Here is a 25,208-nt window from a genome sequence, read left to right on the forward strand (position 1 = left end):
GGGGGGCGGAGGTTGCGGAAGGGAGGGCGGGCAGGCTCAGCGGCGCAGGCCCTGCAGCCGCCCGTCGGCGCCGAAGCGATAGCGGCCCTGGGTCGCGCCGAGCCCGAACAGCGCGAGCATCTGGTCGTAGTAGGGCCAGGGCTGCGCGGGCTGCTCGCGCAACGGGCCCTGCGCCGGGTCGAGCAGCGCCAGGACGCGGGCATGGAGCGCGGTCTCGCCGCAGGCGTGCAGGAAGGGCAGCACCGCGGCATGGAAGCCCGCCGGCGCGCGGCCCGCGACACCGCCGCTGGCGACGTCGACGCGCTCGGGCGGGACGCCGTCGCGGCGCAGCGCCTGCCGCATGCCGTCGAGGCTGCGCAGCAGCGGCCGCGCCAGCGGGTCCGCCGCGGCGGTGAGGCCGGCCCACAGGTAGACGCGGATCGCGTCGTAGCTGCCGAGGTCCGGGTGCAGGGGATCGCGCTGGAAGCCGCTGCCGCGGCGGTAGGCGATCCAGTCCGGCGCGAAGCCGCGCGGCGCCGCGGCCCCGATCAGCCGCGGCGTGTTGCGCGCGATCTCGGCCCAGGGGCCAGACGGGCGGTGCTGCGCGAAGCGGCGCAGCAGCGGCAGCGGCAGGTAGCTGGGGTTGAGCCGCCAGGTGTCGGCGTCGGGCGTGAAGCCGGCCGGGCCGGGCAGCACCATCGCGCCGAAGCCGGGCAGGTTCGCGATCTCGCTGCGCTCGACGTGATCCAGCAGCAGCTCGGCGTCGGCGAGGTGGCGCGCCTCGCCCCAGCGCCGGTGCGCCTCGAGCAGCGCGTAGGCGAACCACATGTCCGCGTCCGCCGCGGCGTTCGCGTCGAGCACACCCCAGCTGCCGTCCGGCCGGCGGCCCCAGCGCCAAGCGGGCAGCTGCCGCGCGAGGCCGCCCGGGCAGAGGTTGGCCAGGCTCCATTGCCACAGCCGCTCGAACAGCGCCCGGTCCCCGGCAAGCAGCGCGAAGAACATCGCGTAGGACTGGCCCTCGGAGGTGGAGTGCTTCTCGGCCGTGTCGTGGTCGACGACACGGCCGTCGTCCTGCACGAAGCGCTGCACGAAGCGCTGCCACATCGGCCAGGGGCGCGGCTCGGCCTGCACGCGCGGCGGCAGCAGCAGCGTCAGCGGCAGCGCGCCCGCGAGCCGCAGCATGCGGCGGCGGGGCGGGGCGGGGCGGGCGGGGGCCTTCATCTCGGTCGGGAGTGCAGGGCTCACTGCGCGCCGGCCAGCCGGCGCCGCGCCTTGCGACGCAGGAACAGGTAGGCGGGCAGGGCCATCAGCAGCGAGCCCAGGGCCAGCAGCCCGAACAGCGCGAGCGGGTGGCGCGACAGGAACCAGTGCACGTCCCCGACGAGGCCGAGCGAGCCGACGTGGTAGCGGGCCTCGTCGTCGAGCGTCTCGACCTGGTGCTCGCGCACCGATACCAGGCTGCCGCGGAAGCGGCCGACGAGCGCCGGCGACAGCATCGCATCGACGAGGGCGTCGAGCGACTGCGGGCGCTCGGCCATCACCGCAACCACGCTGCGGCCGCGCGACAGCGGCGACTCGAAGCCGGCGACGAGCGCCTGCGGGCCGGGGTTGAGCAGCGTCAGCTCGGCGGTGCGCCGTGCGGCGGGCCGCTGCGGATCGCCGCGCACCCAGGACAGCAGCCGCGCCCACGCGTCGGACAGCGTGTAGCGGCTGCCGGCCGGCGAGAGCGAGGCCGGCAGCCGGCCCTCCCACTGCTGCAGCAGCGGCAGCTGCGCCGGTGCGCCGATCAGCAGCAGGTCCTTGCCCTCGAGCGTGGGCGAGCCGGCGGCGGTGTGCACCGCGACGCGCACCGCCGGGTGGCCGGTGGCGCCGCCGAAGCGGCCCATCAGCGCGAGGTAGGTCGAGAGGTCGGCGGGCGAGGGCGCGTCGGGCAGCACGACCGCGGTCTCCGCCAGGTCGGCCAGCCGGGTGAACGGGAAGCCCTGGTTGGCGAAGGCCGCCAGGTCGGGCATCGCGATGAAGTGGTGCAGGCCCGACAGGTCGATGGTCGAGTCCGGGTGGATCGCGCCACGGACGTTCTCGAGCATCACGTCCTTGCAGGCGCCCTCCTTGTGCAGGTCGAACGCGAAGTGGAAGCTCAGCTGGCCCGAGGGCGGCAGCTGGTGCACCGGCAGCATCAGCCGCGCCTCGGCGGCGACCGTGTCGCCGAGGCCCGCCTTCTGCAGCACCGCCCTGCGCAGCGTGCTGAAATCCTCCAGCGCGCCGGGCGCGAGCGGCAGCGCGCGGACGTGATGCTCGTTGAGGCTGATGTTGAGCATCGAGTCGTCCAGCCTCGTGCGCGGCGTGTGGTGGTACTTCAGCTCCATCGACGCGGCGGCGCCGCGCCAGCTCGTGAGCGCCGGCGGGAAGCGCACCGGCAGCTTCACGTAGGCGTCGCGCTGGCCGGCGGCCTGCAGCTCGCGCGGATCGAGCGCCAGCTCGCCGAGCTTGACCGGCCGGTCCGAGGCGATCCAGCGCGGCGCGTCGTAGGGCCGGCGCGGCGCGAGGCCGTCGAGCCTTCCCACCACGGCGGTGGTTCCCGACAGCGCCTGGCGACCCAGCGCGAGCGCGGTCGCCGCGGTCTTGAGCTCCTCCTCGTCGCGGCCCATCACCAGCAGCAGCTTGCCGAGCGGGTCGCCCGGATGGCTCTGCACCGACAGCGTCGGGCCGGCGATGCGCGGCACCTCGACGCCGGGCAGGCGCGCGTTGCCCAGCAGCAGCACGACGGCGTGCCCCTGCGCAGGCAGCGAGCCGACCGAGGTGGGGAAGACCGCGCCGCGGTAGTCGGCGGCGGCGCCGAACCAGGACGCGAGGATGCCGGCCGCCTCGAGCACGGCCGCGGAGTCGGCCACCGGCAGCACGAAGGGCAGGCGCAGCTGCGAGGCGTCGCGCAGGTCGAGGAAGGGCGCGGGCAGCAGCCTCAGCTCGTTGGCCAGCGGCAGCGGCGAGATGCCGAGCTCGAGCACGCTGTCGGTGTTGCCGACGTTGGCCCACAGGCTCGAGTGCATCGGGTCCTCGCACTCCGTCGTGTAGTGGCCGATCAGCTGCAGCGTCAGGCGGTTGTACTCGCCGAGCAGCCGCGGGTCGATCGTCACCACCCGCTGCTGCGGCGTGCCGGCCTGCGCGCGCGGCAGCGGCAGCGTGGCGATCACCTCGTCGTTGACGCGCACGTTGAGGTGCGAGAGCTGCTCGAGCAGCGCCGGCGAATGCGTGAAGGTGAGGCTCAGCCGCGCGCTGGTCACCACCTCGTCGGCGCGGATGTTGAAGGGCACGCTCTGGCTGCCGTCGGCGCCGCGCAGCTCCAGCGGCGCGAGCGCGCCGAGCTGGCGCAGCGTCAGCGTCTTCACCTGCGCGGCGGCCGGTGCCGGGATCGGGCCGGAGGAGCCCGCGGGCTGCGCGAAGCCGGCCGGGCTGAGCCAGGCGGCGGCGGCGGCCAGCGCGACGGCGCACAGGCGGTGGCGCGCCGCCCGGCGGCGCGTCGGGATTGCTGCTGTCATCGGAGTCACTCCTGCTTGGCCGGGCGCAGCCGGTTCCTGTCGCGCGACAGGTGCCGGCGCAGGTCGGCGCCGACGTAATGCACGATCTTCGAGATGCCGCGCATGCCGGCGCCCAGCACATCGCGCAGCGCCCGCGCCGGCACGTCCTGCTGCGCCGTGCCCCACGACGCGACCCAGGCGTCGGCACGCGAGAAGGTGAAGCGCACGTAGTCGAATTCCTGCGCGACGTCGAGCGGCTCCAGCGCCACCGCGACCGACGGGCCCGACCAGTGCGCGATGCGCGCCGGCACCACGCATTCCTGATCGTCCTGGAACAGCGTGAGCTGCACCGGCGTGCCGGGCGGCGCCGGCGGGCCGCCCGGCAGGCGCAGGCCGACGCCGGTGAGCGAGAAGTCGCTCGTCTCGCACACCAGCGTGCGCCCGTCCTCGAAGCGCAGCGCCGCCCGCGTCCTCATCGTCACCCGCGGGTTCTGGCGCAGTTGCCGCACCTCCAGCGCCACCGCGATGCTCGCGCCGATGATGACGAGGTTGTAGACGGTCCAGATCAGGTTGAGCACCACGGTCAGGGCCTCGTGCGTGTTCCAGTGCAGCAGCCGGCCCACCCCCACCGCCAGGCCGGCGCTGTTGAGCGCCAGCAGGATCAGGTAGGGCCGGGCGATCGAGTAGTCGAAGTACTCGCTCTCGATCACGCCGCCCTTGGGCGTGACGTTGAACTTGCCGAGCCTGGGATTGATCACCGCCAGCAGCGTCGGGCGCAGGATGTACCAGGCGAGCACCGACTCGTAGACCTCGTTCCAGAACGAGTGGCGGAAGCGCCCCTGCATGCGCGTGTTGGTCAGGTTCGAATGCAGCAGGTGCGGCAGCGAGTAGGCGGCGATCAGCAGCGCCGAGGCCTGGATCACGTGCGCCTCCAGGAACAGGTAGGCCAGCGGCGCGGTGAGGAACACCAGCCGCGGCAGCCCGTAGAAGAAGTGCATCATCGCGTTCAGGTAGCACAGCCGCTGTCCGAGCGTCAGGCCGGGCCCGAGCAGCGGGTTGTCGACGCGGAAGATCTGCGCCATGCCGCGCGCCCAGCGGATGCGCTGCCCGACGTGGCCCGACAGGCTCTCGGTGGCGAGGCCCGCGGCCTGCGGCAGCGCGAGGTAGGCGGTGCCGTAGCCGCGGCGGTGCAGCTTCAGCGCGGTGTGCGCGTCCTCGGTGACCGTCTCCACCGCCACGCCGCCGACCTCGAGCAGCGGGCCGCGCTTGATGACGGCGCAGGAGCCGCAGAAGAAGGTGGCGTTCCACAGGTCGTTGCCGTCCTGCACCAGCCCGTAGAACAGCTCGCCCTCGTTGGGCACGCGCTTGAAGGTGCTCAGGTTCTTCTCGAAGGGGTCGGGCGAGAAGAAGTGGTGCGGCGTCTGCAGCATCGCGAGCTTCGGGTCGCGCAGGAACCAGCCCATCGCGGTCTGCAGGAAGGAGCGCGTCGGGATGTGGTCGCAGTCGAAGATGGCGATGTAGTCGCCGTGCGTCGACTGCAGCGCCGCGTTGATGTTGCCGGCCTTGGCGTGGCGGTTGTCGCCGCGCGTGAGGTGGCGCACGCCGGCTGCGGCGCAGAACTCGGCGAACTCCGCGCGGCGCCCGTCGTCGAGCACATAGATGTTGAGCTTCTCGCGCGGCCAGTCGATCGCCAGGGCGGCGAACACCGTGGGCCGCACCACGCCCAGCGGCTCGTTGTAGGTGGGGATGAAGATGTCGATGCTCGGCCACCCGGCGGTGTCCGCCGGCAGCGGCAGGGGCTTGCGCTCCAGCGGCCAGGCCGTCTGCACGTAGCCCAGCAGCAGCACCAGGAAGGCGTAGCCCTCGGCCAGCAGCAGCCCGGTGCCGAAGAACAGGTCCGCCCAGTTGTCGAAGGACGTCGTCGACGTGAAGCGCCACCACACGTAGCGGGTCGACGCGGTCAGCGACAGCGCGATCACCCCCATCGTGACCAGGCGCCCCGGCAGCCGCGACAGCGCGAGCGCGAGCAGGAAGCCGAACAGCGAGAACAGCGCCTGCTGCTCGAGTTCGAGCGGCGTGCTCACCACCAGCCAGAAGAGGATGCCGGCGAGCAGCAGGCCGAGCGCCTGCGCGAGCCGCATCGGCGCGGAGGCGGTTCCGGGCGCGGACGGGCCCTGCGGCGCGCGGGACGAGGGGCCCGCCGCCCTACCCTCAGCGGGCGTCGGCATGGGCGGTGGCGGCGCGTGCCATGCGGGACGGCGCGTCGCCCCCCGCATGTCCCGCCGCGGGCGAAGAGGGCTCGTCGAAGAGCAGGCGCAGCGTGCGCTCGGCGAGCGTGCGGAAGTCCTGCGTCGCCAGGCTGTGCGGGGCGTACTCGTCGACCCGCTGCGCGCAGGCCAGGGCCTCGCCGACGGCCGGGTCCTGGTGGATCACCGTCAGCAGCCGCTCGCCGTACTCCGACTGCATCGTCCTGAAGACGTCGCGGCTGAAGGGGCGCGAGGAGTCGAGCTGGTTGACGACGAAGCGGATGCCGCCGAAGCCGGCCCGCGCGCCGCAGTGCGCCTCGGCGAGCCGCGTCATCAGCGGCACGGTGGCGTAGGAGGCGGCGTCCGGCTGCAGCACGACGAGCACGTGGTCGGCCACCGCGAGCGCCTGGCGCAGGTAGGGGGTGGGGCCGGGCGGCGTGTCGATCACGAAGACGTCCTGCTCGCCCGGCTCCAGCCGGGCGAGGTGCTCCGCGAGCCAGTGCGGCTGCTGGTCGAGGTGGTGCTCGAAGCGGCGCAGATCCTCGTCCCGGATCTCGCCGAAGGGCAGGACCTGCATACCGCCCGCCGCCTCGAAGCTGCACCACTGCCAGGGGCTGCCTGCGAGCGTCGCCCGCGCCATGCCGCCGACCTGGGTCGGGGCGATGCCGAAGTGCAGGCGCAGCGCGTTCTGCGGATCGAGATCGATGGCCGTCACGCAGGCGCCGCGGGAAGCGAGCAGCGGTGCGAGGTTGGCCGTGACGCTGGTCTTGCCGACGCCGCCCTTCGCCGATGCAACGACGATGACCTTCATGCCTTCCTCAGGCGCTTGAACGCGGGCAGCGGTCCGGCCGGGGGGGCGGCCGCAGGCGCCGACGGCTCGGGCACGCGGGACAGGCGGCGGAACACGCCCGACAGCGAGGGCGAGCCTGCGGCGGCAGGGCGGGCGGGCAGGGCGTCACGGGAGGCGGCGCCCTCGGGCTTTCCCGGCAAGCCGGCGGGCGGTGCCGTGTCCCGTGCCGGCGCGGCAGTCGCGAGCGGCGGCACCGCGGCAGCGGCGCCGGGCGGCGGCAGGTTCACCCGCGGGAGGCGCGGCAAGGCCGCGCCGTCCTCGGGGGCGGCGGGCGCGTCGCGCGTCACGTCGGGAATGCGGTGTGCCGCCCCCTCCTGCACCGCGCCCAGCAGCGGCCAGCGCTGCGTGGACTGCAGCGCCTCCTCCTCGCGGCCGATTTCCTTGTAGTGCTCCGGTTGACCGCCGAAGCGCTGGAACAGGGTGTGGATGTCTTTCGAGAATGGCATGGTTCGAGGTCCTCTCCAGGCGGCATGTCGATCTGCCGCGATGACACCGGCTCGAAGCTTCCCGGCGACCTCTTGCGGGAAACGCAATGACCCAACCGTCCGTCCTTGCCGGGAAACGAAAACATCTATCACGGAGGGAAGGGGTTCGGTTTCGAAGACGGCATCCTGTTTCAACTCATTTCCAAACACACATATTGTAACTTGACGCCTTCCCGACCCCTCGGGAGATGGGTGAATTCGTGAAAAATTGAATAGGCACGAATAACACGAGGTTGTGAAAGCATGGTATTTAGGCCCGCCCGGCAAGGCTCGCTCAGGGCGGCCCCGAAGGGCGGGAAGCGGCGAGAATCCCTGCCGCGAAGTGCCGCACGCCGCAGGGTCTGCCGTCCCCGCGCCGGCAGGCCGAGAGAGCAACATCGGGAAGCCCTCCCGTCGCGGAGGGAAGGAAGGACTTGTGATGAGCCACCGGGCGCCGTCCCTGCCGACGGCCCGCACCGACGCCGAGCCGCCGCGCGAGGGCCTGGACCGCTACGACGTGGCGATCCTCGCCGAGCTGCAGCGCGACGGGCGGCTGTCGAACGCCGAGCTCGCGCAGCGCATCGGCCTGTCGGCGACGCCGTGCTGGCGCCGTGTGCGCCGGCTCGAGGAGCAGGGCGTGATCCGCGGCTACCGCGCCGAGATCGACCGCCGCAGGATCGGCCTCGGGGTGCTGGCCTTCGTGCGCGTGGACGCCGAGCGCAACAACGCCGAGGCGACGCGCGCGCTCGAGGACGCGATCCGCGCGCTGCCCGAGGTCGTGGCCTGCCACTACATCAGCGGCTCGGGCACCTTCGAGCTGCACGTGATGGCCACCGACCTCGACGCCTACTCGCGCTGGGCGCACGAGGTGCTGTTCAAGCTGCCCAACATCAAGGACCTGCACACCAGCTTCTCGCTCGGCGAGGTCAAGGCGGGCGGGGTGCTGCCGCTGGGACACCTCGGCGCGCGGGGGTGAGGGACGCTCAGTTCTCCCAGCTCACCCGGTAGCCGTGCGTCTCGAGGCAGGCGGTGAGCGCGCGCCGGTAGTCGCCGGCCTGGCGCTCGTCGGCGGCAGGGGCGGTGAGCGGGTCGTGGCCGCTTCGCGTGACGGCCCAGCGGTGGCATTCGTACTCGTCGCGTGCCTGCTGCTCGGGGCTCTGGCCCCGGCGGGGCCGCACCGTCGGCTGCGGGGCCGCGGCGAGCACGGCTTCCTGCGGCGGCGCGACCACCTGGTAGCCGCCGCCGGCGAGCGGCCGGTAGTACACGTCGTTGACGAGGTAGAGCGTCGTCGCGCCGGCGCGCACGATGGTGCGCGTCGCGGGCAGCTCGGCCACGACGAGGCCCGCCGGCGGTCGCACCAGGGCATAGCCGTCGGGGTGCGGCGCGTACCAGAAGCCGTCGGCGAACCAGTAGCGCTGCCCGCTGTGCGCGAGCGCCTGCGGATGCGGAGGCAGCCGGTGCACCGTGGGAGGCGGCGTCCAGGAGGGGGCCCAGTGCGGCAGCGGCGTCGGGCCGGGCAGCGTCTGCCACGGCGGGGGCTCGGGACGGGTGCCGCGCACCTCGGGCGGCTCGGGGCGCTCGCGCGGCACGACCCGGCGCTCGGCCTCGCGCTCCCAGCCGCGCCGCGCGCCGTCCTCGGGCGGACGCTCGCGCGGCACGACCCGCCGCTCGGCCTCGCGTTCCCAGCCGCGCTGCGGCATCTCCTGGGGGGCGCGCTCGCGGGGCTGGACGCGCGGGGGCTGCTCGGCACCGCCGGGCCGCTCGCCGGGCTCGCGGGCCGGCACGCCAGCGGCGGCGAGGATCAGGGCGAGCGCGACCGCCGTGGCGGCGCGGCGCGGGATCGGGGCGGGGTGTCGCATGCGGGTCTCCCGTTCGAAGGCGGTACGCAGGAGCGCTGCAGATCGGCGCTGCGTGCCATCATCCTCGCACCGGGCGGCGGGGCGGTGCGCCGGCGGCGAGGTGTTGCAAAGAGGTTCGGAGGCATCGGATGAAACGATTGGGCCGCAGGCGGATGATGGTCCGGATGGCGCTCGGCTGCACGGCGGCCGTCTTCGGCCCGCGCATCGCGCGGGCCTTCGATGCCGGGCGGCCGCCGATGGTCAACCTGCGCGTCGAGCTGCGCCAGGCCGAGTCGGGGCGCGAGCAGTCGGCCGGCGTCGATCTCCCTGCGCCCGGCTTCGGTGCGCGCGAGCACGGCGGCGAGCGCGAGGCGCGGCAGCAGTTGCTGGTGCTCAACGGCGGGCGCGGCGGGCTGCGGCTCGCGCAGGGCCGCGCGCTGCAGTGGTACCGGGTGCTGCCCGGCCCGCAGGGCTGGGTGCGGGTGCCCGCCACCGTCTGGGTCGAGGCGGGGCAGGGCTTCTCGGTGCAGCCGCGCTGGCCGGGGGGCGAGGCGCCGGTGACGGTGGAGGTCGCGGCCGAGGGCGGCGGCTTCGAGCCCCGCGGCGGCGCGCAGCGCTCGCAGCTGCTCACGACGCTGCAGCTGCCACTCGGCGAATGGGTCACGGTGGCCGAGAGCGTCGACGAGCGGCAGCATCGCGAGCGCGGGCTGCTGTCCGGGCGGCAAGGCGAGAGCGCGCGCAGCCTGCTGGTGCAGATGCGCGTCACCGTGCCCTGAGCCCCGGCGCGCGGCCTGCGCCGCGGTCGCCCGCCCGGCCGCGCACGGAGGTGGCGCTCAGCCGCGCAACCACTGCGTCAGCGTGTGGATCAGCAGCCCGATCAGGCCGCCGACGAGCGTGCCGTTGATGCGCACGAACTGCAGGTCGCGCCCGATGTTGCGCTCGAGCTCGTCGGTGAGCTCGTGCGTGTGCCACGCGTCGACGCGCTCGACGATGTAGCGGCGGATGTCCTCGCGGTAGCGCTCGACCCAGCGCGGCGCGGCCTCGAGCAGCTGCGCGTTGATCCACTGCCGCATCCCCGCGTCGTCGCGCAGCTTCTCGCCGAGCGTGAGGGCCACCCCGGTGACGCGGGCGCGGATCGACGAGTCCTCGCGCCCGAGGTCCTCGTTCAGCCAGCCGAGCAGCTGGCTCCACAGGCCCTGCAGGTAGGCGGCGAGCTCGGGGTGCGCGAGCACCTCGTCGCGGATCGCCTCGCCCTTGAGGCGCAGCGCCGGGTCGTCCTTGAGCCGCGCGATGAAGCCGGCCATGTAGTCGTCGAAGCGCAGCCGCAGCGGATGCTCGGGGTCGTGCCCCATCTCGCTGACGACGCGGCACACGCCGCGGGCGATCTTCTCGGCCGCGAGGTTGCCGGCGACGACGTCGAGGCCGACGTAGCGCAGGTACTTCAGCTCGGCGGCGATCACCTCGGCGATCTTGGCCTGGATGCCCTCGTCCTCGACGAGGTCCGCCACCTGCAGCAGCACCTCGTCGAGCAGCGACTGGTGGCGCCGGTTGGCGGTCAGCACGTCGAGCAGCTGGCCGGCGACGCGCGACACGTCCACGCGCTCGAGCCGCGCGAGCACCGTGTCGCGCAGGAAGTGGCGCACGCGCTCGTCGTCGAAGGCCGACAGCCCGTAGCGCAGCGCCGCGGCGAGGTAGTCGCCGAGCCGCGCCGCATGCGCCGGCTGTGACAGCCAGGCGGCGAGCTTCGCGGCGGGGTCGAGGCCGCGCAGCCGCTCGAGCACCTGCTGGGTGCCGAGGAAGTGCGCGCAGATGAAGTTCGCGAGGTTGCGGCCGATGCGGGCCTTGTTGGTCGGGATGATCGCGGTGTGCGGGATCGGCAGGCCCAGCGGGTGGCGGAACAGCGCCACCACCGCGAACCAGTCGGCCATCGCGCCGATCATCGCGGCCTCCGCGAAGGCGCCGACGTAGCCCCAGGCGGGGTGCCGCTCCTCCAGCGCGGTGGCCACTCCGTACAGCACGGCCGCCAGCACCAGCAGGCCCAGCGCGAGGCGCTTCATGCGCGCCAGGGCCTGCGCCTGGCTCGTCGCTGCGTCGTTCATGCGGCTCCTTCCTTCGCGGGCATGATGCCAAAGGCGGGGCTTTGGCCGCGCGGCGGCCCGCGCCAGGGCCACAATCCCGAGCGCGGGAGTGGGCACAGCGGATCGCGTCAGATTGGCGCAACGTGTGCTGCCCAGAGTCGCCGCACGGGCTCGCGCGCGAGCGCGGGGACGGACTGTCCCGGCAACGGGCACCGAATCGACCAAGAGAGGAGACGAGCATGGCTCAACGTGAAATCGTGGTGGTGGGCGCAGCCCGCACCGCCATCGGCACCTTCGGCGGCAGCCTGAAGGACGTTCCCCCCACCGTGCTGGGCGCCACCGCGGTGCGCGCTGCGCTCGAGCGCAGCGGCGCGCCCGCCGGGCGCGTCGGCCATGTCGTGATGGGGCATGTCGTGGTCACCGAGCCGAAGGACGCCTACCTGAGCCGCGTCGCCGCGCTCGAGGCCGGGTTGCCCAAGGAGGTGCCGGCCTACAACGTCAACCGCCTGTGCGGCTCGGGCCTGCAGGCGATCGTGTCGGCGGCGCAGTCGCTGCTGCTCGGCGACGCCGAGGTCGCGATCGGCGGCGGCGCCGAGTCGATGAGCCGCGGCGCCTACCTGATGCCGGGCGCGCGCTGGGGCACGCGCATGGGCGACGCGCAGATGATCGACTACATGATCGGCATCCTGCACGACCCGCTGCACAAGATCCACATGGGCATCACCGCCGAGAACGTCGCCGAGCGCTACGGCATCACGCGCGAGATGCAGGACGAGTTCGCCGCCGAGAGCCAGCGGCGGGCGGCCGCGGCGATCGCCGCGGGCCGCTTCAGGGAGCAGATCGTCCCGGTCGAGATCGCCTCGCGCAAGGGCACGGTGGTGTTCGACACCGACGAGCACGGCCGCCCCGACACCACTGCCGAGGCGCTGGCGAAGATGAAGCCGGCCTTCCGCAAGGACGGCCTCGTGACCGCCGGCAACGCCTCGGGCATCAACGACGGCGCAGCCGCCGTGGTGCTGGCCGAGGCGCAGGCTGCGGCGCAGATGGGCCTCAAGCCGATGGCGCGGCTCGTGTCCTACGCGCATGCCGGCGTCGAGCCGGAGGTGATGGGGATCGGGCCGGTGCCGGCCACGCGCCTGGCGCTGCAGCGCGCGGGCCTGAAGGCGCAGGACCTCGACGTGATCGAGTCCAACGAGGCCTTCGCGGCGCAGGCCTGCGCGGTGACGCGCGAGCTCGACCTCGACCCGGCCAAGGTCAACCCCAACGGCGGCGCGATCGCGCTCGGCCACCCGGTGGGCGCGACCGGCGCGATCATCACCGTCAAGGCGCTGCACGAGCTGCAGCGCGTGCAGGGCCGCTACGCCCTCGTGACGATGTGCATCGGCGGCGGCCAGGGCATCGCCGCGATCTTCGAGCGCCTCTGACGCGCTCGCCGGCGCCGCGAGGCGCCGGCCTGTTCGCGAACCGACCGGCCGCCGCGTGCGGCCGGTGTCCTTTCAGCCGCGCGCGGCGTTCAGGACTTGGGCCACAGCACCCACATGCGCAGCGGTTGCTTGGTGCGCCCGGCGCGCTCCTCGGCGCCCTCGGCCCAGCCCCAGTAGTAGTCGGCGCGCACCGCGCCGACGATCGCGCTGCCGGTGTCCTGCGCCATCACGAGGCGCTGCAGCGGTCGCGGCGGCGGTGCGCCGGTGCCGGCCCGGGTGGCGGCCGCGCCCACCGGCGGCTCGGTGGCGTCGATCCACACCGGCGTGCCGTAGGGCACCGACTGGCGGTCCACCGCGATCGAGCGGCCCGGCGTCAGCGGCACGCCCTGCGCGCCGAGCGCGCCGACGGCGGGGTCGGCGATCGGCTGCTCGCGGAAGAACACGTAGCGCGGGTTGACGTTCATCATCTCGCCGACGCGCTGAGGGTTGGCGCGCGCCCAGGCCTTGATCGACGGCCAGGAGGCCTGGTCCAGCGTCATCGCGCCCTGGTCGACCAGCCAGCGCCCGACCGAGCGGTAGGGGTGGTCGTTGTGCCCGGCATAGGCGAGCCGCACCATCTGGCGCCGGCCGTCGGGCTCGGCGACGACGAGCCGGCCCGAGCCCTGGATCTGCAGCACCAGCGCGTCGAGCGGATCGGCCACGTAGGCGATCTCGAGGCCGCGCAGCGCCGCCTGCGCCGAGGGCAGCTGCTCGATCTCGGCGCGCGTCCACCACGGGCGGCGCGTCGCGAGGCTGGCCGGCGGCGCATGCAGCGGCACCCGGAAGCCCGCGCGCGGCACCCGGCTCGCCTCGAGGGTCGGCTCGTAGTAGCCGGTCAGCAGCCCGTCGGTGCGGCCGTCCTTCGCCTCGACGCGGAAGGGGCGCAGCCACTGCTGCAGCCAGGCGCGCGCCGTGGCCTCGTCGGGCTGGCGCAGCGCGCGCGCCTCGATGCACAGCGCCGACCAGCCGGGCGCCGGGCGCTCGCAGCTGCGCAGCAGCGCCGGCCAGACATGGGCGACCTGGTCGTCCTTCCAGCCGGGCAGCTCGTCCCAGCGCACCGGCACCCAGCGCGAGCGCGGCTGCTCGATCGCCGCGCCGGTGGCCGGCGGCGCGAGCACCGGGGCAGGCATGCCCGCGGGAGCCTCGGGGGCTCGGCGGGGCACGCCGGTGCAGGCGGCGATCAAGCCGAGAATCGCGGTGGCGGCAGCCAGGCGCATCGCCCGGCGGGCCGGGCCAGACAAGGGGTTCGTCATGGGATTGATTTTGTTGGAAGCGCTCGCGGCGCTGCTGATTCTCGTCTTCATTGTCTGGTGGACGATGTTTTCCGGGCGCGACGAGGGCGAGCCGCCCGATGCGCAGGAGCCGCCGTCCGACCGCGAGCCCCCCGCCGGACGCTGAGGCCCGGCCGATTTTCAGCCCGGCACGGCCGGCACGTCGCGCGGCGGCAGCAGGAAGCTCATCGGCCGGCGCAGCAGCCGCGCGCGGATCGCGGCATAGATCCGTCCCCGGTCGCGCAGCCGGATGTTGCGCGCGCGCAGCGCGAGCCGGAAGGCCAGCATGAAGCTCACCGTGACGTTCAGCGCGCCGGTGGCGACGATGCCGAGTACCGCGAGCCAGAAGGCGGGCGTGCCCATGATCATGGGGCCGAGCGTCGCGAGCGCCGCGCCGAGCTGGCCCGAGGCGAGCGTGACGTGGCGCACGTCGAAGGCCAGGCCGAAGAACAGCGATACCGAGGGCAGCAGCCCGAGCATCAGGCCGAGCGAGATGTTGCCGGCGAGGCCCGGGACGTTGTGCTGCAGCCAGGCCGACCAGCGCCTCGCGCGCGGCTCGCCGAGCGAGGCGATGATGCGCGGGTTCCAGCGCACCGCGCTGCCGATGCGGTGCAGCGCGAACCAGTTCCCGGCCCAGCCGGCCACCAGGCTCGACGAGAAGAGCAGCACGCCGGTGGCCGCCGCGTACAGCGGCGTGACGCCGAGGAGGTTCAGCGACTCGAGCACGTGGCGCGACTTCTCCTCGCCGACCAGCGGCTCGCCGGTGAGCGCCTGCCAGGCGAGCTGCACCACCAGCACGCAGGGCAGCACCACCACGACGTTGCCGAGGATGCCGGCGACCTGGGTGCGCATCAGGTGCGCGACCTCGTCGACGAAGCGCTCCACTGCCGCGTCGTCGGCCAGGTCCGACAAGCGGCCCGCCAGCGCTGGCGCGGTCATCGCCGGCTGCTTGGTGGCGAGCGTGAAGTGCGCGAGCTGGATCGCGACGAAGCTCAGCGCGTAGTTGATCCCCGCGGCCAGCCCGGTCCAGAACGCCGACAGGCCGAGCGAGCCGACCAGGAACTTCAGGAACACGGTGACCGTGGTGATCGCGCCGCCGCCTGCAGCGCGCAGGAACATCGTGCGGTACTGGGTGCGCGTGCGGCTGATGTAGTGCTCGCCGGTCTCGGCGCTGCGCTCGGTCACCTTGCGCGCCAGCAGCGAGTAGTTGCGCGCGAGCAGCGCGCGCACGCTGCGGCGGCGGTGCGCGGTGCGGGCGAGCTGCACCAGCAGGCGCTGCAGCGTCGGCGCGGGCTGCGGGTCGACCAGGCAGTCGAGCAGCAGGCCGACCCGCCGCAGCCGCCCCTGCAGCTGGTCGAGCGCGAACACGATGTCGACCGAGACGCCGTGCTCCTCGAGGTGATCGTGAACCGTCGCGGCGTCGCGCCGGCAGGCCTCGAGCAGCGTGCGGAAGTAGCCGAGCGAGCTGCGGCGCGCGGCCTCGTCGGCCTGCGGGTCACGCAGCAGCTCCTGCAGCGTGTCGGCCGCGCGGGCGAGCTGGCGGAAGGGCGCGAGCGCCTGCGCTTCCGGCGACAGCCGCGAGCGCAGTTGCGCCGAGTAGGCCGCGGCGTTGACCTGGGTGACGCAGAAGGTCAGCGCGTCGAGCAGTGCGTCGTGCCAGGGCTGGCAGCCCGCGAGCCCGAAGCTGCCCGCCGCCTGCTGCGCCTCGGCGAAGAGCCGCGACAGCCGCTCGAGCGTGGCCTCGTCGAGCGCGGCGAGCCACTGCGAGTCCTCGGCATGCGAGAAGATCAGCTGGAACAGCTCGGCGAGGTCGTGCGTCTGCGGCGTGCCGGGCAGCACCGCGCGCTGTAGCCGCTCGCCGAGCTCGCTGAAGAAGGCCAGCCGCGGCGCGAAGCCGAAGTCCGCGAGCAGCAGCGTCGCGTCCATCTCGCACAGCAGGCGGCCGAGCAGCTCGACCACCCGGGCGCGGATCTCGGGCTGCCGATCGAGCAGGTTGAGCAGGTGGCGGATGCGCAGCAGCGGCAGCGGCGTCGCCCCGCGCGACGCGCGCTCGTCGGGCACGGCCTCGCCGCCACGGCGCGGCGCGGCATGGCGCACCCACTCCATCAGCCGCACCAGCCACAGGTTGCGCTCGGCGAGCTCGGCGCCCGGGTCGAGCGCGTTCAGCAGCGAACTCAGGTCCCAGACCGCGGCCGGGGCCGCGTGCCCGGCGGAGGGCCAGCGCATCGGCTCAGTGCAGGCTGCGTTGGGCGGACAGCGAGAAGGCGGGAATCTGCGCGTCGAAGCGCTCGCCGTCCTCGGCGACGCAGAAGTAGCTGCCGCTCATCGTGCCGCGCGGCGTGCGCAGCCGCGTCCAGCTGGTGTATTCGAAGCCCTCGCCCGGCTTGAGCAGCGGCTGGTGGCCGACCACGCCCAGGCCCTTGACCTGCTCGACGCGGCCGGTGGCGTCGGTGATGACCCAGTGGCGGGCGATGAGTTGCGCCGCGACCTGGCCGGTGTTGCGCACCGTGACCGTGTAGGCGAAGGCATAGACGCCCTCGTCCGGGTCGGACTCCTCCGGCAGGTAGCGGGGATCGACCTCGCAGCTGAACTCGTAAATGCTCATGCCGGAAATGCTATCAAGCGACTCCTACAATGCGCGCAACAAGGCTTTGAATACCCGATGAGCGCCCACCGCATTGCCCCGAGCATCCTCTCGGCCGACTTCGCCCGGCTCGGCGAGGAAGTGAAGAACGTCATCGCCGCCGGCGCCGACTGGATCCATTTCGACGTGATGGACAACCATTACGTCCCCAACCTGACCTTCGGCCCGATGATCTGCGAGGCGCTGCGCCCCCACGCGGTCGATGCCCAGGGGCAGCGCGTGCCGATCGACGTGCACCTGATGGTGCAGCCGGTCGACGCGCTCGCGCAGGCCTTCGCGAAGGCCGGCGCCGACCTGATCAGCTTCCACCCAGAGGCCTCGGCGCACGTCGACCGCACGCTGCAGCTGATCCGCGGGGCGGGCTGCAAGGCCGGCCTGACCTTCAACCCGGCGAGCAGCGTGGACGTGCTCGAGTGGGTGATCGACAAGGTCGACCTGGTGCTGATCATGAGCGTGAACCCCGGCTTCGGCGGCCAGAGCTTCATCGACAGCAGCCTGCGCAAGATCGAGAAGGTCAGGAAGCTCATCGACGCGAGCGGCCGTGACATCCGGCTCGAGGTGGACGGCGGCATCAAGGTGGACAATATCCGCCGCGTCGCCGACGCGGGCGCCGACACCTTCGTCGCCGGCAGCGCCATCTTCGGCCAGCCCGACTACAAGGCGGTGATCGACGCGATGCGCGCGCAACTGGCGCGCTGACGGCGATGGCTTTCGCGCTGCCCGAGGGCCTGCAGGCCGTCATCGTCGATCTCGACGGCACGATGGTCGACACGCTCGGCGACTTCGTCGTCGCGCTCGGCCGCATGGCCGGGGAGCTGAAGCTGCCCGAGGTGGATCGAGCCTTCGTCGAGCGCACCGTCGGCAAGGGCTCGGAGCACCTGATCCGCAGCACGCTGGCGCGCAGCCTCGACGCGGCGGGCGTGGCCGACTTCTATCCCGCGGCCTGGGCGTCCTACCAGCGCCACTACCTCGCGATCAACGGCGAGCACTCGGCGGTCTTCCCCGGCGTCGTCGAGGGGCTGGAGCGGCTCGCCGCGGCCGGCCTGCCGCTCGCGTGCCTGACCAACAAGCCGACCGCCTTCGCGCTGCCGCTGCTCGAGAAGAAGGGCCTCGCGCGCTTCTTCCGCCTCGCCTTCGGCGGCGACGCCTTCGAGCGCAAGAAGCCCGATCCGCTGCCGCTCGTGAAGACCTGCGAGGCGCTCGGCAGCGAGCCGCGCCGCACGCTGATGCTCGGCGACTCGCGCAACGACGCCGAGGCGGCGCGCGCCGCCGGCTGCCCGGTGGTGCTGGTCAGCTACGGCTACAACCACGGCGAGCCGGTGCGGCAGGTGCCGGCCGACGGCTTCGTCGACCGGCTCGACGAGCTGCGGCCGGCCTGAGCCGGCTCGCTGCCCGGGCGGCCTGCGCCACTCAGCCGCGACCTGCCTGCCCGAGCAGCGCCTTCTTCAGCTGTGCGTCGGCCGGCTCCTTGCCGAGCCAGATCTTCATCAGCGCGCTGTAGAACTCGGGCTCGCGGATCGGCTCGGCCGCCGGCTTGCCGTTGATCAGGATCACCGTGCCCTGGCCCGGCAGCCAGTCGACCTGGAAGGACTCGCCCGCGGCGAGCCGCTTCTTCGCGGCGAACACCTCGCCGAGCCGCGCGATGCCGGCGATCGACTTCGAGAACTCCTCGCGCGTCGCGTTCTGCTCCATGCCGCGCGTGAACAGCTTGCCGAGCTCGTTGGCGTCGATGTCGCGCAACAGCACGATGCTCAGCCGCCGCGGTGCGGCGGTCGACAGCACCGCCTCGGGCGCCTGCGTCCTCGCGTCGAGGTAGAGCCCCGCGGCGTAAACCTTGAAGATCGCCTTGTAGCGCACGCCGGCGCCGTTGAGCTGCAGCCGGCTGCCGCCGAGCTGCAGCTCGTGCTCGAACTTCGCGCCCTCGAGCTCGGTGGTCTGGGCAGGGACGGCCGGCGCGAGCAGCACCAGGCACGCGGCGAGGAGCGGTGACAACCAGGAATGCGGCATGGGGTCTCCAGGGAGGATGGGGTCGGGAGCGCCCATGCTGCGCGGTTTCGTCCCCGGGCGCATCGGGAAAAGCACGACCGTTCGTAATATTTGAGGGCCTGCCTTGGGGCCGGTGCCGGCCCCGTGTGCGTGTCGCGGGACTCGGCTGCTACACTGCCGCGCATGTTCATCTCGCGCAAACAGATCAAGGGTCTGCACGACCGGGGAGCCTGGCCCTGGCGTCGGTTCCCGCCGCTGGTCTGATTTGCCGCCTGTCGCGCCCTCCTCGGGTCCGCGCCGTCCGGCACCCCCTGTCGGAATCCCCTCGATTCCCTGATCTTCCATCAGCGAAGCGCCTGCCGCCCGTGCCGCTGCATGGGCCCGGCGCCGGGCCTAGGAGACTTCTCGCGTGATCACCGAACTCGAATTCAAGAGCCTGCAGCAGCAGGGCTACAACCGCATCCCCCTCATCGCCGAGGCCTTCGCCGACCTCGAGACGCCGCTCTCCCTCTACCTGAAGCTGGCCTATGCCTCCGGCAGCGGCAAGCACAGCTTCCTGCTGGAGTCGGTGGTCGGCGGCGAGCGCTTCGGGCGCTACTCCTTCATCGGGCTGCCGGCGCGCACCCTGCTGCGCGCCACCAGCCGCACCACCGAGGTCGTCACCGACGGCCAGGTGGTCGAGACGCACGAGGGCAACCCGCTCGACTTCATCGAGCAGTACCGCGCGCGCTTCAAGGTCGCGCTGCGCCCCGGGCTGCCGCGCTTCTGCGGCGGACTCGCCGGCTACTTCGGCTACGACACGGTGCGGCTGATGGAGCCGCGCCTGGCGAAGGTGCAGAAGAGCGGCGGCATCGGCACGCCCGACATCCTGCTGTTGCAGACCGAGGAGGTCGCGGTCATCGACAACCTGTCGGGGCGCTTGTATCTGATCGTCTACGCCGACCCGGGCCAGCCCGAGGCCTATTTCAAGGCCAAGCGGCGCCTGGCGGAGCTGACCGACAAGCTGCGCTTCTCCGTCACCGCGCCGCCGGTCAAGCGAGGGGCCTCCTACGCCGTCGAGCACGAGACCACGCAGGCCGAATTCGAGGCCGCGGTGCTGCGCACCAAGGAGTACATCGCTGCGGGCGACTGCATGCAGGTGGTGATCGGGCAGCGATTGAAGAAGCGCTACACCGAGTCGCCGTTGTCGCTCTACCGCGCTTTACGCTCGCTGAACCCCTCGCCCTACATGTACTTCTACGACATGGGCGACCACCAGGTGGTCGGCGCCTCGCCCGAGATCCTGGTGCGCCAGGAGGCCACGCCCGAGGGCCAGAAGGTGACGATCCGCCCGCTCGCCGGCACCCGGCCGCGTGGCGCGACACCGGAGATCGACAAGGCGGTCGAGCAGGAGCTGCTCGCCGACCCGAAGGAGCGCGCCGAACACGTGATGCTGATCGACCTCGCACGCAACGACATCGGCCGCATCGCGAAGACCGGCAGCGTCAAGGTGACGGAAGCCTTCGACGTGGAGCGCTACTCGCACGTGATGCACATCGTCAGCAACGTCGAGGGCCTGTTGAAAGACGGCCTGACCAGCATGGACGTGCTGAAGGCGACCTTCCCGGCGGGCACGCTCTCCGGCGCCCCCAAGATCCGCGCGATGGAGATCATCGATGAGCTCGAGCCTGTGCAGCGCGGCATCTACGGCGGCGCCTGCGGTTACCTGAGCTTCGCCGGCGACATGGACGTGGCGATCGCGATCCGCACCGGCATCGTCAAGGACCAGACGCTCTACGTGCAGGCCGCGGCGGGCGTGGTGGCCGACTCGGTGCCGACGCTGGAGTGGAAAGAGACCGAGGCCAAGGCCCGGGCGCTGCTGCGCGCCGCGGAACTCGTCGAAGAAGGCTTCTGAAGGGGAACGACATGCTGCTGATGATCGACAACTACGACAGCTTCACCTTCAACCTGGTGCAGTACTTCGGCGAGCTCGGCGAGGAGGTGAAGGTCTTCCGCAACGATGAGATCGGAATCGAAGAGATCGAGGCGCTGCGGCCCGACCGCCTGGTGCTCTCGCCCGGCCCCTGCTCGCCGGCCGAGGCCGGCATCTGCGTGCCGGCGATCCGGCACTTCGCCGGCAAATTGCCCATCCTCGGCGTGTGCCTCGGCCACCAGAGCATCGGCGCCGCGCTCGGCGGGAACATCGTGCGCGCCAAGCAGCAGATGCACGGCAAGACCAGCGTCATCACGACGGACGAGAAGGGGGTCTACAAGGACCTGCCGAAGCAGTTCACCGTGATCCGCTACCACTCGCTGACGATCGAGCGCGAGACGATGCCCGACTGCCTGGAGATCACCTCCACGGCGGACGACGGCGAGATCATGGGCGTGCGCCACAAGGAGCTGGCGATCGAGGGGGTGCAGTTCCACCCCGAGTCGATCCTGACCGAGCACGGCCACGCGATGCTGAAGAACTTCCTGACGAACACCTGAGAGGAGCGCCGACATGCCGATCACCGACACCGAAGCGCTCGTGCGCGTCATCGAGCACCGCGAGATCTTCCACGACGAGATGCTGGCGCTGATGCGCCGCATCATGAGCGGCGAGATGTCGCCGCTCATGATCGCCGCGCTCGTCACCGGTCTGCGGGTGAAGAAGGAAACCATCGGCGAGATCACCGCCGCGGCCCAGGTGATGCGCGAGTTCGCGACGCCCGTGCCGGTCGCCGACCGCGCCGGGCTCGTGGACCTGTGCGGCACCGGCGGCGACGCCGCGCACACCTTCAATATTTCCACCGCGTCGATGTTCGTCGCCGCGGCGGCCGGCGCGCGCATCGCCAAGCACGGCGGGCGCAGCGTCTCGTCGAGCTCGGGCAGCGCCGACGTGCTCGAGGCCCTGGGCGCGCGCATCGACCTCTCGCCCGAGCAGGTCGCGGCCAGCCTTTCTGAAACCGGCATCGGCTTCATGTTCGCGCCGAACCATCACGCGTCGATGAAGCACGCGGCGCCAGTGAGAAAAGAGCTCGGCGTGCGCACGATCTTCAACATCCTCGGGCCGCTCACGAACCCGGCGGGCGCGCCGAACCAGCTGATGGGCGTGTTCCACCCGGACCTGGTCGGCATCCAGGTGCGCGTGCTGCAGCGTCTCGGCGCCGAGCACGTGCTGATCGTGCACGGCATGAACGGCCTGGACGAGATCTCGCTGTCGGGCGAGACGCGCGTCGGCGAGCTGAAGGACGGGCAGGTCAGCGAGTACCTCGTGCACCCGAGCGACTTCGGGCTGCCGGTCTACGACACCCGGGCGCTGCGCGCGAGCAGTAAGGAGGAGTCGGTGGCCTGCATCCGGCGTGCGCTCGCGAACGAGGACGGCCCGCTGCGCGACATCGTGCTGCTCAACGCCGGCGCGGCGCTCTACACCGGCAACGTCGCCGGCTCGATCGCCGAGGGCGTGCGCCTGGCCCGCGAGGCGGTGGCCTCGGGCGCGGCGCAGGCGAAGCTGGAGCAGCTCGTTTCCGTGACCCAGAAGCTGAAGGCGGCCTGAAGAATGAGCGATATCCTGCAACGCATCGTCGCGGTCAAGCACGAGGAGATCGCGGCGGCACGCCAGCACCGGTCTCTCGCCTCGCTGCGCGCGGACGCCGAGGCGCTCGGCGGCATGCGCGACTTCGCCGGCAGCCTGCGAGGCAAGGTCGCGCAGGGCCGCGCGGCGGTGATCGCCGAGGTGAAGAAGGCCAGCCCGAGCAAGGGCGTGCTGCGCGAGAACTTCGCGCCGGCCGAGATCGCCGCGAGCTACGAGCGCCACGGCGCCGCTGCCTTGAGCGTGCTGACTGACGAGCGCTTCTTCCAGGGCGCGGAAGCCTACCTGCGGCAGGCGAGGGCGGCGTGCGCGCTGCCGGTGCTGCGCAAGGACTTCATGGTCGACGAGTACCAGGTGGTCGAGGCGCGCGCGATGGGCGCGGACTGCATCCTGCTGATCGCCGCCTGCCTGGACGACGCGCAGATGGCCGATCTGGAGGCCTGCGCGCATGGGCTCGGCATGGCCGTGCTGGTGGAGGTGCACGACCGGGAGGAGCTGGAGCGTGCGCTGCGGCTGAAGACGCCGCTGGTCGGGATCAACAACCGCAACCTGCGCACCTTCGAGGTGACGCTGGACACCACGCTCGGCATGCTCGCCGACGTGCCCGCGGACCGGCTGCTCGTCACCGAGTCCGGCATCCTCGCGCGCGAGGACGTGCGGCGCATGCGCGACGCGAATGTGCATGCCTTCCTCGTCGGCGAGGCCTTCATGCGCGCGCCTGACCCGGGCGCGGCGCTTGCCGCGCTGTTCGGGTGAACCGCAAGACCGCAAATCCCGCCGCCGCGCCGCAGGCGGAACTGTTCGCCGCGAACGGGGCCCCCGCCCCGGTCGCCGCTGCCCCTGCGGCAGCACCGGCAGCGCCGGGCGACAACCGCCTGCAGGAGCCGCTCGACGCCTGCTTCGCGCGCATCGGGGGCGGCTGGCGCGACGTCACCGAACCCTTCCGCAACTCCATCACCGGCCGTGAGCTGATCGAGTTCGTCGATCGGCGCGTGCAGGAAGGAATCACCGTCTTCCCGGCGCAGGTGTTCCGTGCGCTCGCGCTGACGCCGCTGGAGACGGTGCGCGTCGTGATCCTCGGCCAGGACCCCTACCACGGCGCCGGCCAGGCGCAGGGACTGGCGTTCTCGGTGATGCCGGGGCAGAAGCTGCCGCCGAGCCTGCGCAACATCTACAAGGAGCTCGCCGCCGACACCGGCGCCGCGCTGCCGGACGGTGACCTGAGCGGCTGGGCGCGGCAGGGCGTGCTGCTGCTCAACACCGTGCTGACGGTGGAGGATGGGCAGGCGCACAGCCACGCCGGGCGCGGCTGGGAGGCCTTGACCGACGCGCTGATCGCGGCGGTCTCCGCGAGGGCGGAGCCGGCGGTGTTCCTGCTGTGGGGAGCGCCCGCGCAGCGCAAGCGCGGGCTGGTGGACGAGAGCCGCCACGCGGTGCTCACCGCCAACCACCCCTCGCCGCTGTCGGCCACGCGCGGCCCGCAGCCCTTCATCGGCTGCCGCCACTTCAGCCGCGCCAACGCCGAGCTGCTGCGCCTGCGGCCGGGCAGCGCGCCGATCGACTGGCACGCGCGCTGAGGCAGGGCGGGAGGCTGGCCCGGAGGCCGCCTGAAAGTTTTTTCACGCAGGTGTTGGCAAACGAAAAACACTCCTATAGAATCTGAGATTCGCCTCGGAGGGGTGCCCGAGTGGCTAAAGGGGGCAGACTGTAAATCTGTTGGCTTACGCCTACGCTGGTTCGAATCCAGCCTCCTCCACCAAGGCGGCCAGATGCTGGTTGCAAGGCGGGACGCGAGTCCCGTCTTGTTCCTGGGATCTGATGCTTGGGAAGCGGTTGAAGTTGCCCCACTCCCGGGCGGGAGTAGTTCAATGGTAGAACCTTAGCCTTCCAAGCTAATGACGCGGGTTCGATTCCCGTCTCCCGCTCCAGCGCCTCGGCGCAGGGTGGAAAAAGTCGGCAGTGGTTTGGGTGTTCGGAAAGAGCCCTCAAACCCGTGTCGATGCCCATGTGGCTCAGTGGTAGAGCACTCCCTTGGTAAGGGAGAGGTCACGCGTTCGATCCGCGTCATGGGCACCACCCCTTCTATACCTTCCAACACCGACATTCGACTGTCAGGAGCTCGGAACAATGGCAAAAGGCAAGTTTGAGCGGACCAAGCCGCACGTCAACGTGGGCACCATCGGTCACGTGGACCACGGCAAGACCACGCTGACGGCTGCGATCACGACCGTCCTGTCGAACAAGTTCGGCGGTGAAGCCAAGGCCTACGACCAGATCGACGCGGCGCCGGAAGAGAAGGCGCGCGGCATCACGATCAACACCGCGCACGTCGAGTACGAGACGGAGAACCGTCACTACGCGCACGTCGACTGCCCGGGCCACGCCGACTACGTGAAGAACATGATCACGGGTGCTGCGCAGATGGACGGCGCGATCCTGGTGTGCTCGGCCGCTGACGGCCCGATGCCCCAGACCCGCGAGCACATCCTGCTGGCCCGCCAGGTGGGCGTGCCCTACATCATCGTCTTCCTGAACAAGTGCGACATGGTCGACGACGCCGAGCTGCTCGAGCTCGTCGAGATGGAAGTGCGCGAGCTGCTCTCCAAGTACGACTTCCCCGGCGACGACACGCCGATCGTCAAGGGCTCGGCCAAGCTGGCGCTCGAAGGCGACAAGGGCGAGCTGGGCGAGCAGGCCATCATGCAGCTGGCTGCGGCGCTGGACAGCTACATCCCGACGCCCGAGCGTGCCGTGGACGGCGCGTTCCTGATGCCGGTGGAAGACGTGTTCTCGATCTCGGGTCGCGGCACCGTCGTGACCGGCCGTATCGAGCGCGGCATCATCAAGGTCGGCGAGGAAATCGAGATCGTCGGCATCCGCGCCACGCAGAAGACCACCTGCACGGGCGTGGAGATGTTCCGCAAGCTGCTGGACCAGGGCCAGGCAGGCGACAACGTCGGTATCCTGCTGCGCGGCACCAAGCGCGAGGACGTCGAGCGCGGCCAGGTGCTGTGCAAGCCGGGCTCGATCAAGCCCCACACCCACTTCACCGGCGAAGTCTACGTGCTGAGCAAGGAAGAGGGCGGCCGTCACACCCCGTTCTTCAACAACTACCGTCCGCAGTTCTACTTCCGCACCACCGACGTCACCGGCGCCATCGAGCTGCCCAAGGACAAGGAAATGGTGATGCCGGGTGACAACGTGTCGATCACCGTCAAGCTGATCGCCCCGATCGCCATGGAAGAAGGCCTGCGCTTCGCGATCCGCGAGGGCGGCCGCACCGTCGGCGCCGGCGTCGTCGCGAAGATCATCGAGTAA

23 protein-coding genes and 3 tRNA genes are annotated in these 25,208 nt (G+C 71.9%); 15 read left to right on the plus strand and 11 right to left on the minus strand.

All coding sequences use genetic code 11. The features are described from left to right. Positions 1–36: 36 nt before the first annotated feature. From bcsZ to bcsP, 5 genes are all read right to left on the minus strand, one after another. Positions 37–1,200, minus strand: a complete 1,164-nt coding sequence (gene bcsZ, locus D3A59_RS02375; RefSeq protein WP_119153336.1) for a cellulose synthase complex periplasmic endoglucanase BcsZ — start codon at positions 1,198–1,200, stop codon at positions 37–39. Positions 1,201–1,220: 20 nt separating this feature from the next. Next, a complete protein-coding gene (bcsB, locus tag D3A59_RS02380; protein ID WP_119153337.1) occupies positions 1,221–3,515 on the minus strand; it encodes a cellulose biosynthesis cyclic di-GMP-binding regulatory protein BcsB in 2,295 nt (764 codons plus the stop codon). A gap of 5 nt (positions 3,516–3,520) precedes the next feature. Further along, positions 3,521–5,635 (minus strand): UDP-forming cellulose synthase catalytic subunit, encoded by a 2,115-nt coding sequence (bcsA, locus tag D3A59_RS02385; protein ID WP_240635901.1) that lies wholly within the window; start codon positions 5,633–5,635, stop codon positions 3,521–3,523. 70 nt (positions 5,636–5,705) lie between these two features. Continuing rightward, positions 5,706–6,551: a cellulose biosynthesis protein BcsQ gene (gene bcsQ / locus D3A59_RS02390; RefSeq protein WP_119153339.1), complete on the minus strand. Its 846-nt coding sequence runs from the start codon at positions 6,549–6,551 to the stop codon at positions 5,706–5,708. Further along, positions 6,548–7,036 carry a cellulose biosynthesis protein BcsP gene (gene bcsP, locus D3A59_RS02395; protein ID WP_119153340.1) on the minus strand — a complete coding sequence of 163 codons (489 nt, stop codon included), beginning with the start codon at positions 7,034–7,036 and terminating at the stop codon, positions 6,548–6,550. Before bcsP ends, bcsQ begins: the two co-directional genes overlap by 4 nt. A 457-nt stretch (positions 7,037–7,493) precedes the next feature. On the opposite strand from bcsP, the gene D3A59_RS02400 reads away from it, so the two are divergent. After that, a complete protein-coding gene (locus tag D3A59_RS02400) occupies positions 7,494–8,030 on the plus strand; it encodes an Lrp/AsnC family transcriptional regulator (protein WP_119153341.1) in 537 nt (178 codons plus the stop codon). Positions 8,031–8,037: 7 nt separating this feature from the next. On the opposite strand, the gene D3A59_RS02405 is transcribed toward D3A59_RS02400, so the two are convergent. Then, entirely contained in the window at positions 8,038–8,913 is an 876-nt protein-coding gene (locus D3A59_RS02405) for a DUF6515 family protein (RefSeq protein WP_119153342.1), read from the minus strand. Between the two features lie 128 nt (positions 8,914–9,041). Here D3A59_RS02405 and D3A59_RS02410 point away from each other — a divergent pair, with 128 nt between their 5' ends. Beyond that, positions 9,042–9,668, plus strand: coding sequence for a hypothetical protein (locus D3A59_RS02410; protein WP_157991366.1), 627 nt, complete (start codon positions 9,042–9,044; stop codon positions 9,666–9,668). Between the two features lie 57 nt (positions 9,669–9,725). Here the strand turns inward: D3A59_RS02410 and D3A59_RS02415 are convergent, their stop codons facing one another. Then, positions 9,726–10,991, minus strand: a complete 1,266-nt coding sequence (locus D3A59_RS02415) for a DUF445 domain-containing protein (protein WP_240635902.1) — start codon at positions 10,989–10,991, stop codon at positions 9,726–9,728. 218 nt (positions 10,992–11,209) lie between these two features. Between D3A59_RS02415 and D3A59_RS02420 the strand changes: the two genes are divergently transcribed. Then, the gene (locus D3A59_RS02420; RefSeq protein WP_119153344.1) at positions 11,210–12,394 is read left to right on the plus strand and encodes an acetyl-CoA C-acyltransferase family protein; all 1,185 of its coding nucleotides are present in this window, start codon (positions 11,210–11,212) and stop codon (positions 12,392–12,394) included. A gap of 89 nt (positions 12,395–12,483) precedes the next feature. Here the strand turns inward: D3A59_RS02420 and mltA are convergent, their stop codons facing one another. Then, positions 12,484–13,563 carry a murein transglycosylase A gene (mltA, locus tag D3A59_RS02425; protein WP_240635903.1) on the minus strand — a complete coding sequence of 360 codons (1,080 nt, stop codon included), beginning with the start codon at positions 13,561–13,563 and terminating at the stop codon, positions 12,484–12,486. A 37-nt stretch (positions 13,564–13,600) separates the two neighbouring features. Between mltA and D3A59_RS26150 the strand changes: the two genes are divergently transcribed. Beyond that, entirely contained in the window at positions 13,601–13,831 is a 231-nt protein-coding gene (locus D3A59_RS26150; protein WP_240635905.1) for a hypothetical protein, read from the plus strand. 14 nt (positions 13,832–13,845) lie between these two features. Here the strand turns inward: D3A59_RS26150 and D3A59_RS02430 are convergent, their stop codons facing one another. Further along, a complete protein-coding gene (locus D3A59_RS02430; RefSeq protein WP_119153346.1) occupies positions 13,846–15,930 on the minus strand; it encodes a site-specific recombinase in 2,085 nt (694 codons plus the stop codon). Between the two features lie 4 nt (positions 15,931–15,934). After that, positions 15,935–16,309: a Co2+/Mg2+ efflux protein ApaG gene (gene apaG, locus D3A59_RS02435; protein ID WP_119153347.1), complete on the minus strand. Its 375-nt coding sequence runs from the start codon at positions 16,307–16,309 to the stop codon at positions 15,935–15,937. Positions 16,310–16,366: 57 nt separating this feature from the next. Between apaG and rpe the strand changes: the two genes are divergently transcribed. Both rpe and gph read left to right on the plus strand, forming a co-directional pair. Further along, complete coding sequence (gene rpe / locus D3A59_RS02440) at positions 16,367–17,047, plus strand: ribulose-phosphate 3-epimerase (RefSeq protein ID WP_119153348.1); 681 nt, start codon at positions 16,367–16,369, stop codon at positions 17,045–17,047. Positions 17,048–17,052: 5 nt separating this feature from the next. Further along, positions 17,053–17,727, plus strand: coding sequence for a phosphoglycolate phosphatase (gph, locus tag D3A59_RS02445; protein ID WP_119153349.1), 675 nt, complete (start codon positions 17,053–17,055; stop codon positions 17,725–17,727). Between the two features lie 31 nt (positions 17,728–17,758). Here gph and D3A59_RS02450 read toward each other — a convergent pair whose 3' ends face one another. Further along, positions 17,759–18,355 carry a chalcone isomerase family protein gene (locus D3A59_RS02450; protein WP_170162280.1) on the minus strand — a complete coding sequence of 199 codons (597 nt, stop codon included), beginning with the start codon at positions 18,353–18,355 and terminating at the stop codon, positions 17,759–17,761. A gap of 388 nt (positions 18,356–18,743) precedes the next feature. Here D3A59_RS02450 and trpE point away from each other — a divergent pair, with 388 nt between their 5' ends. The 9 genes from trpE to tuf all read left to right on the plus strand — a co-directional run bounded on the left by trpE (position 18,744) and on the right by tuf (position 25,208). Beyond that, positions 18,744–20,228 carry an anthranilate synthase component I gene (trpE, locus tag D3A59_RS02455; RefSeq protein WP_119153351.1) on the plus strand — a complete coding sequence of 495 codons (1,485 nt, stop codon included), beginning with the start codon at positions 18,744–18,746 and terminating at the stop codon, positions 20,226–20,228. Positions 20,229–20,239: 11 nt separating this feature from the next. Then, entirely contained in the window at positions 20,240–20,806 is a 567-nt protein-coding gene (locus tag D3A59_RS02460) for an aminodeoxychorismate/anthranilate synthase component II (protein ID WP_119153352.1), read from the plus strand. A 13-nt stretch (positions 20,807–20,819) separates the two neighbouring features. Continuing rightward, positions 20,820–21,854: an anthranilate phosphoribosyltransferase gene (trpD, locus tag D3A59_RS02465; RefSeq protein ID WP_119153353.1), complete on the plus strand. Its 1,035-nt coding sequence runs from the start codon at positions 20,820–20,822 to the stop codon at positions 21,852–21,854. A 3-nt stretch (positions 21,855–21,857) separates the two neighbouring features. Then, positions 21,858–22,646: an indole-3-glycerol phosphate synthase TrpC gene (gene trpC / locus D3A59_RS02470; protein WP_119153354.1), complete on the plus strand. Its 789-nt coding sequence runs from the start codon at positions 21,858–21,860 to the stop codon at positions 22,644–22,646. Positions 22,647–22,765: 119 nt separating this feature from the next. Next, positions 22,766–23,467 carry a uracil-DNA glycosylase gene (locus D3A59_RS02475; protein WP_240635904.1) on the plus strand — a complete coding sequence of 234 codons (702 nt, stop codon included), beginning with the start codon at positions 22,766–22,768 and terminating at the stop codon, positions 23,465–23,467. Positions 23,468–23,563: 96 nt separating this feature from the next. Continuing rightward, a tRNA-Tyr gene (locus tag D3A59_RS02480) sits at positions 23,564–23,649 on the plus strand. 95 nt (positions 23,650–23,744) lie between these two features. Beyond that, positions 23,745–23,818: transfer RNA gene (locus D3A59_RS02485), tRNA-Gly, on the plus strand. A gap of 73 nt (positions 23,819–23,891) precedes the next feature. Beyond that, positions 23,892–23,966 (plus strand) — tRNA-Thr (locus D3A59_RS02490). A gap of 51 nt (positions 23,967–24,017) precedes the next feature. Next, positions 24,018–25,208: an elongation factor Tu gene (gene tuf / locus D3A59_RS02495; RefSeq protein WP_119153355.1), complete on the plus strand. Its 1,191-nt coding sequence runs from the start codon at positions 24,018–24,020 to the stop codon at positions 25,206–25,208.

It is taken from the genome of Caldimonas tepidiphila (assembly GCF_003569765.1).
In the GTDB taxonomy this organism is placed as follows: domain Bacteria; phylum Pseudomonadota; class Gammaproteobacteria; order Burkholderiales; family Burkholderiaceae_C; genus Caldimonas; species Caldimonas tepidiphila.

Excerpts from the sequence above, each read along its gene's own strand:
- bcsP (WP_119153340.1), bottom strand. The coding sequence starts at position 7,036 with ATGCCATTCTCGAAAGACATCCACACCCTGTTCCAGCGCTTCGGCGGT.
- apaG (WP_119153347.1), bottom strand. The coding sequence starts at position 16,309 with ATGAGCATTTACGAGTTCAGCTGCGAGGTCGATCCCCGCTACCTGCCG.
- bcsQ (WP_119153339.1), bottom strand. The coding sequence starts at position 6,551 with ATGAAGGTCATCGTCGTTGCATCGGCGAAGGGCGGCGTCGGCAAGACC.
- D3A59_RS02400 (WP_119153341.1), top strand. The coding sequence starts at position 7,494 with ATGAGCCACCGGGCGCCGTCCCTGCCGACGGCCCGCACCGACGCCGAG.
- bcsB (WP_119153337.1), bottom strand. The coding sequence starts at position 3,515 with ATGACAGCAGCAATCCCGACGCGCCGCCGGGCGGCGCGCCACCGCCTG.
- tuf (WP_119153355.1), top strand. The coding sequence starts at position 24,018 with ATGGCAAAAGGCAAGTTTGAGCGGACCAAGCCGCACGTCAACGTGGGC.
- D3A59_RS02410 (WP_157991366.1), top strand. The coding sequence starts at position 9,042 with ATGAAACGATTGGGCCGCAGGCGGATGATGGTCCGGATGGCGCTCGGC.
- D3A59_RS02460 (WP_119153352.1), top strand. The coding sequence starts at position 20,240 with ATGCTGCTGATGATCGACAACTACGACAGCTTCACCTTCAACCTGGTG.
- trpD (WP_119153353.1), top strand. The coding sequence starts at position 20,820 with ATGCCGATCACCGACACCGAAGCGCTCGTGCGCGTCATCGAGCACCGC.
- D3A59_RS02420 (WP_119153344.1), top strand. The coding sequence starts at position 11,210 with ATGGCTCAACGTGAAATCGTGGTGGTGGGCGCAGCCCGCACCGCCATC.
- trpC (WP_119153354.1), top strand. The coding sequence starts at position 21,858 with ATGAGCGATATCCTGCAACGCATCGTCGCGGTCAAGCACGAGGAGATC.
- mltA (WP_240635903.1), bottom strand. The coding sequence starts at position 13,563 with ATGCCTGCCCCGGTGCTCGCGCCGCCGGCCACCGGCGCGGCGATCGAG.
- rpe (WP_119153348.1), top strand. The coding sequence starts at position 16,367 with ATGAGCGCCCACCGCATTGCCCCGAGCATCCTCTCGGCCGACTTCGCC.
- D3A59_RS02405 (WP_119153342.1), bottom strand. The coding sequence starts at position 8,913 with ATGCGACACCCCGCCCCGATCCCGCGCCGCGCCGCCACGGCGGTCGCG.
- gph (WP_119153349.1), top strand. The coding sequence starts at position 17,053 with ATGGCTTTCGCGCTGCCCGAGGGCCTGCAGGCCGTCATCGTCGATCTC.
- D3A59_RS02450 (WP_170162280.1), bottom strand. The coding sequence starts at position 18,355 with ATGCCGCATTCCTGGTTGTCACCGCTCCTCGCCGCGTGCCTGGTGCTG.
- bcsA (WP_240635901.1), bottom strand. The coding sequence starts at position 5,635 with ATGCGGCTCGCGCAGGCGCTCGGCCTGCTGCTCGCCGGCATCCTCTTC.
- D3A59_RS02430 (WP_119153346.1), bottom strand. The coding sequence starts at position 15,930 with ATGCGCTGGCCCTCCGCCGGGCACGCGGCCCCGGCCGCGGTCTGGGAC.
- D3A59_RS02415 (WP_240635902.1), bottom strand. The coding sequence starts at position 10,991 with ATGAACGACGCAGCGACGAGCCAGGCGCAGGCCCTGGCGCGCATGAAG.
- bcsZ (WP_119153336.1), bottom strand. The coding sequence starts at position 1,200 with ATGAAGGCCCCCGCCCGCCCCGCCCCGCCCCGCCGCCGCATGCTGCGG.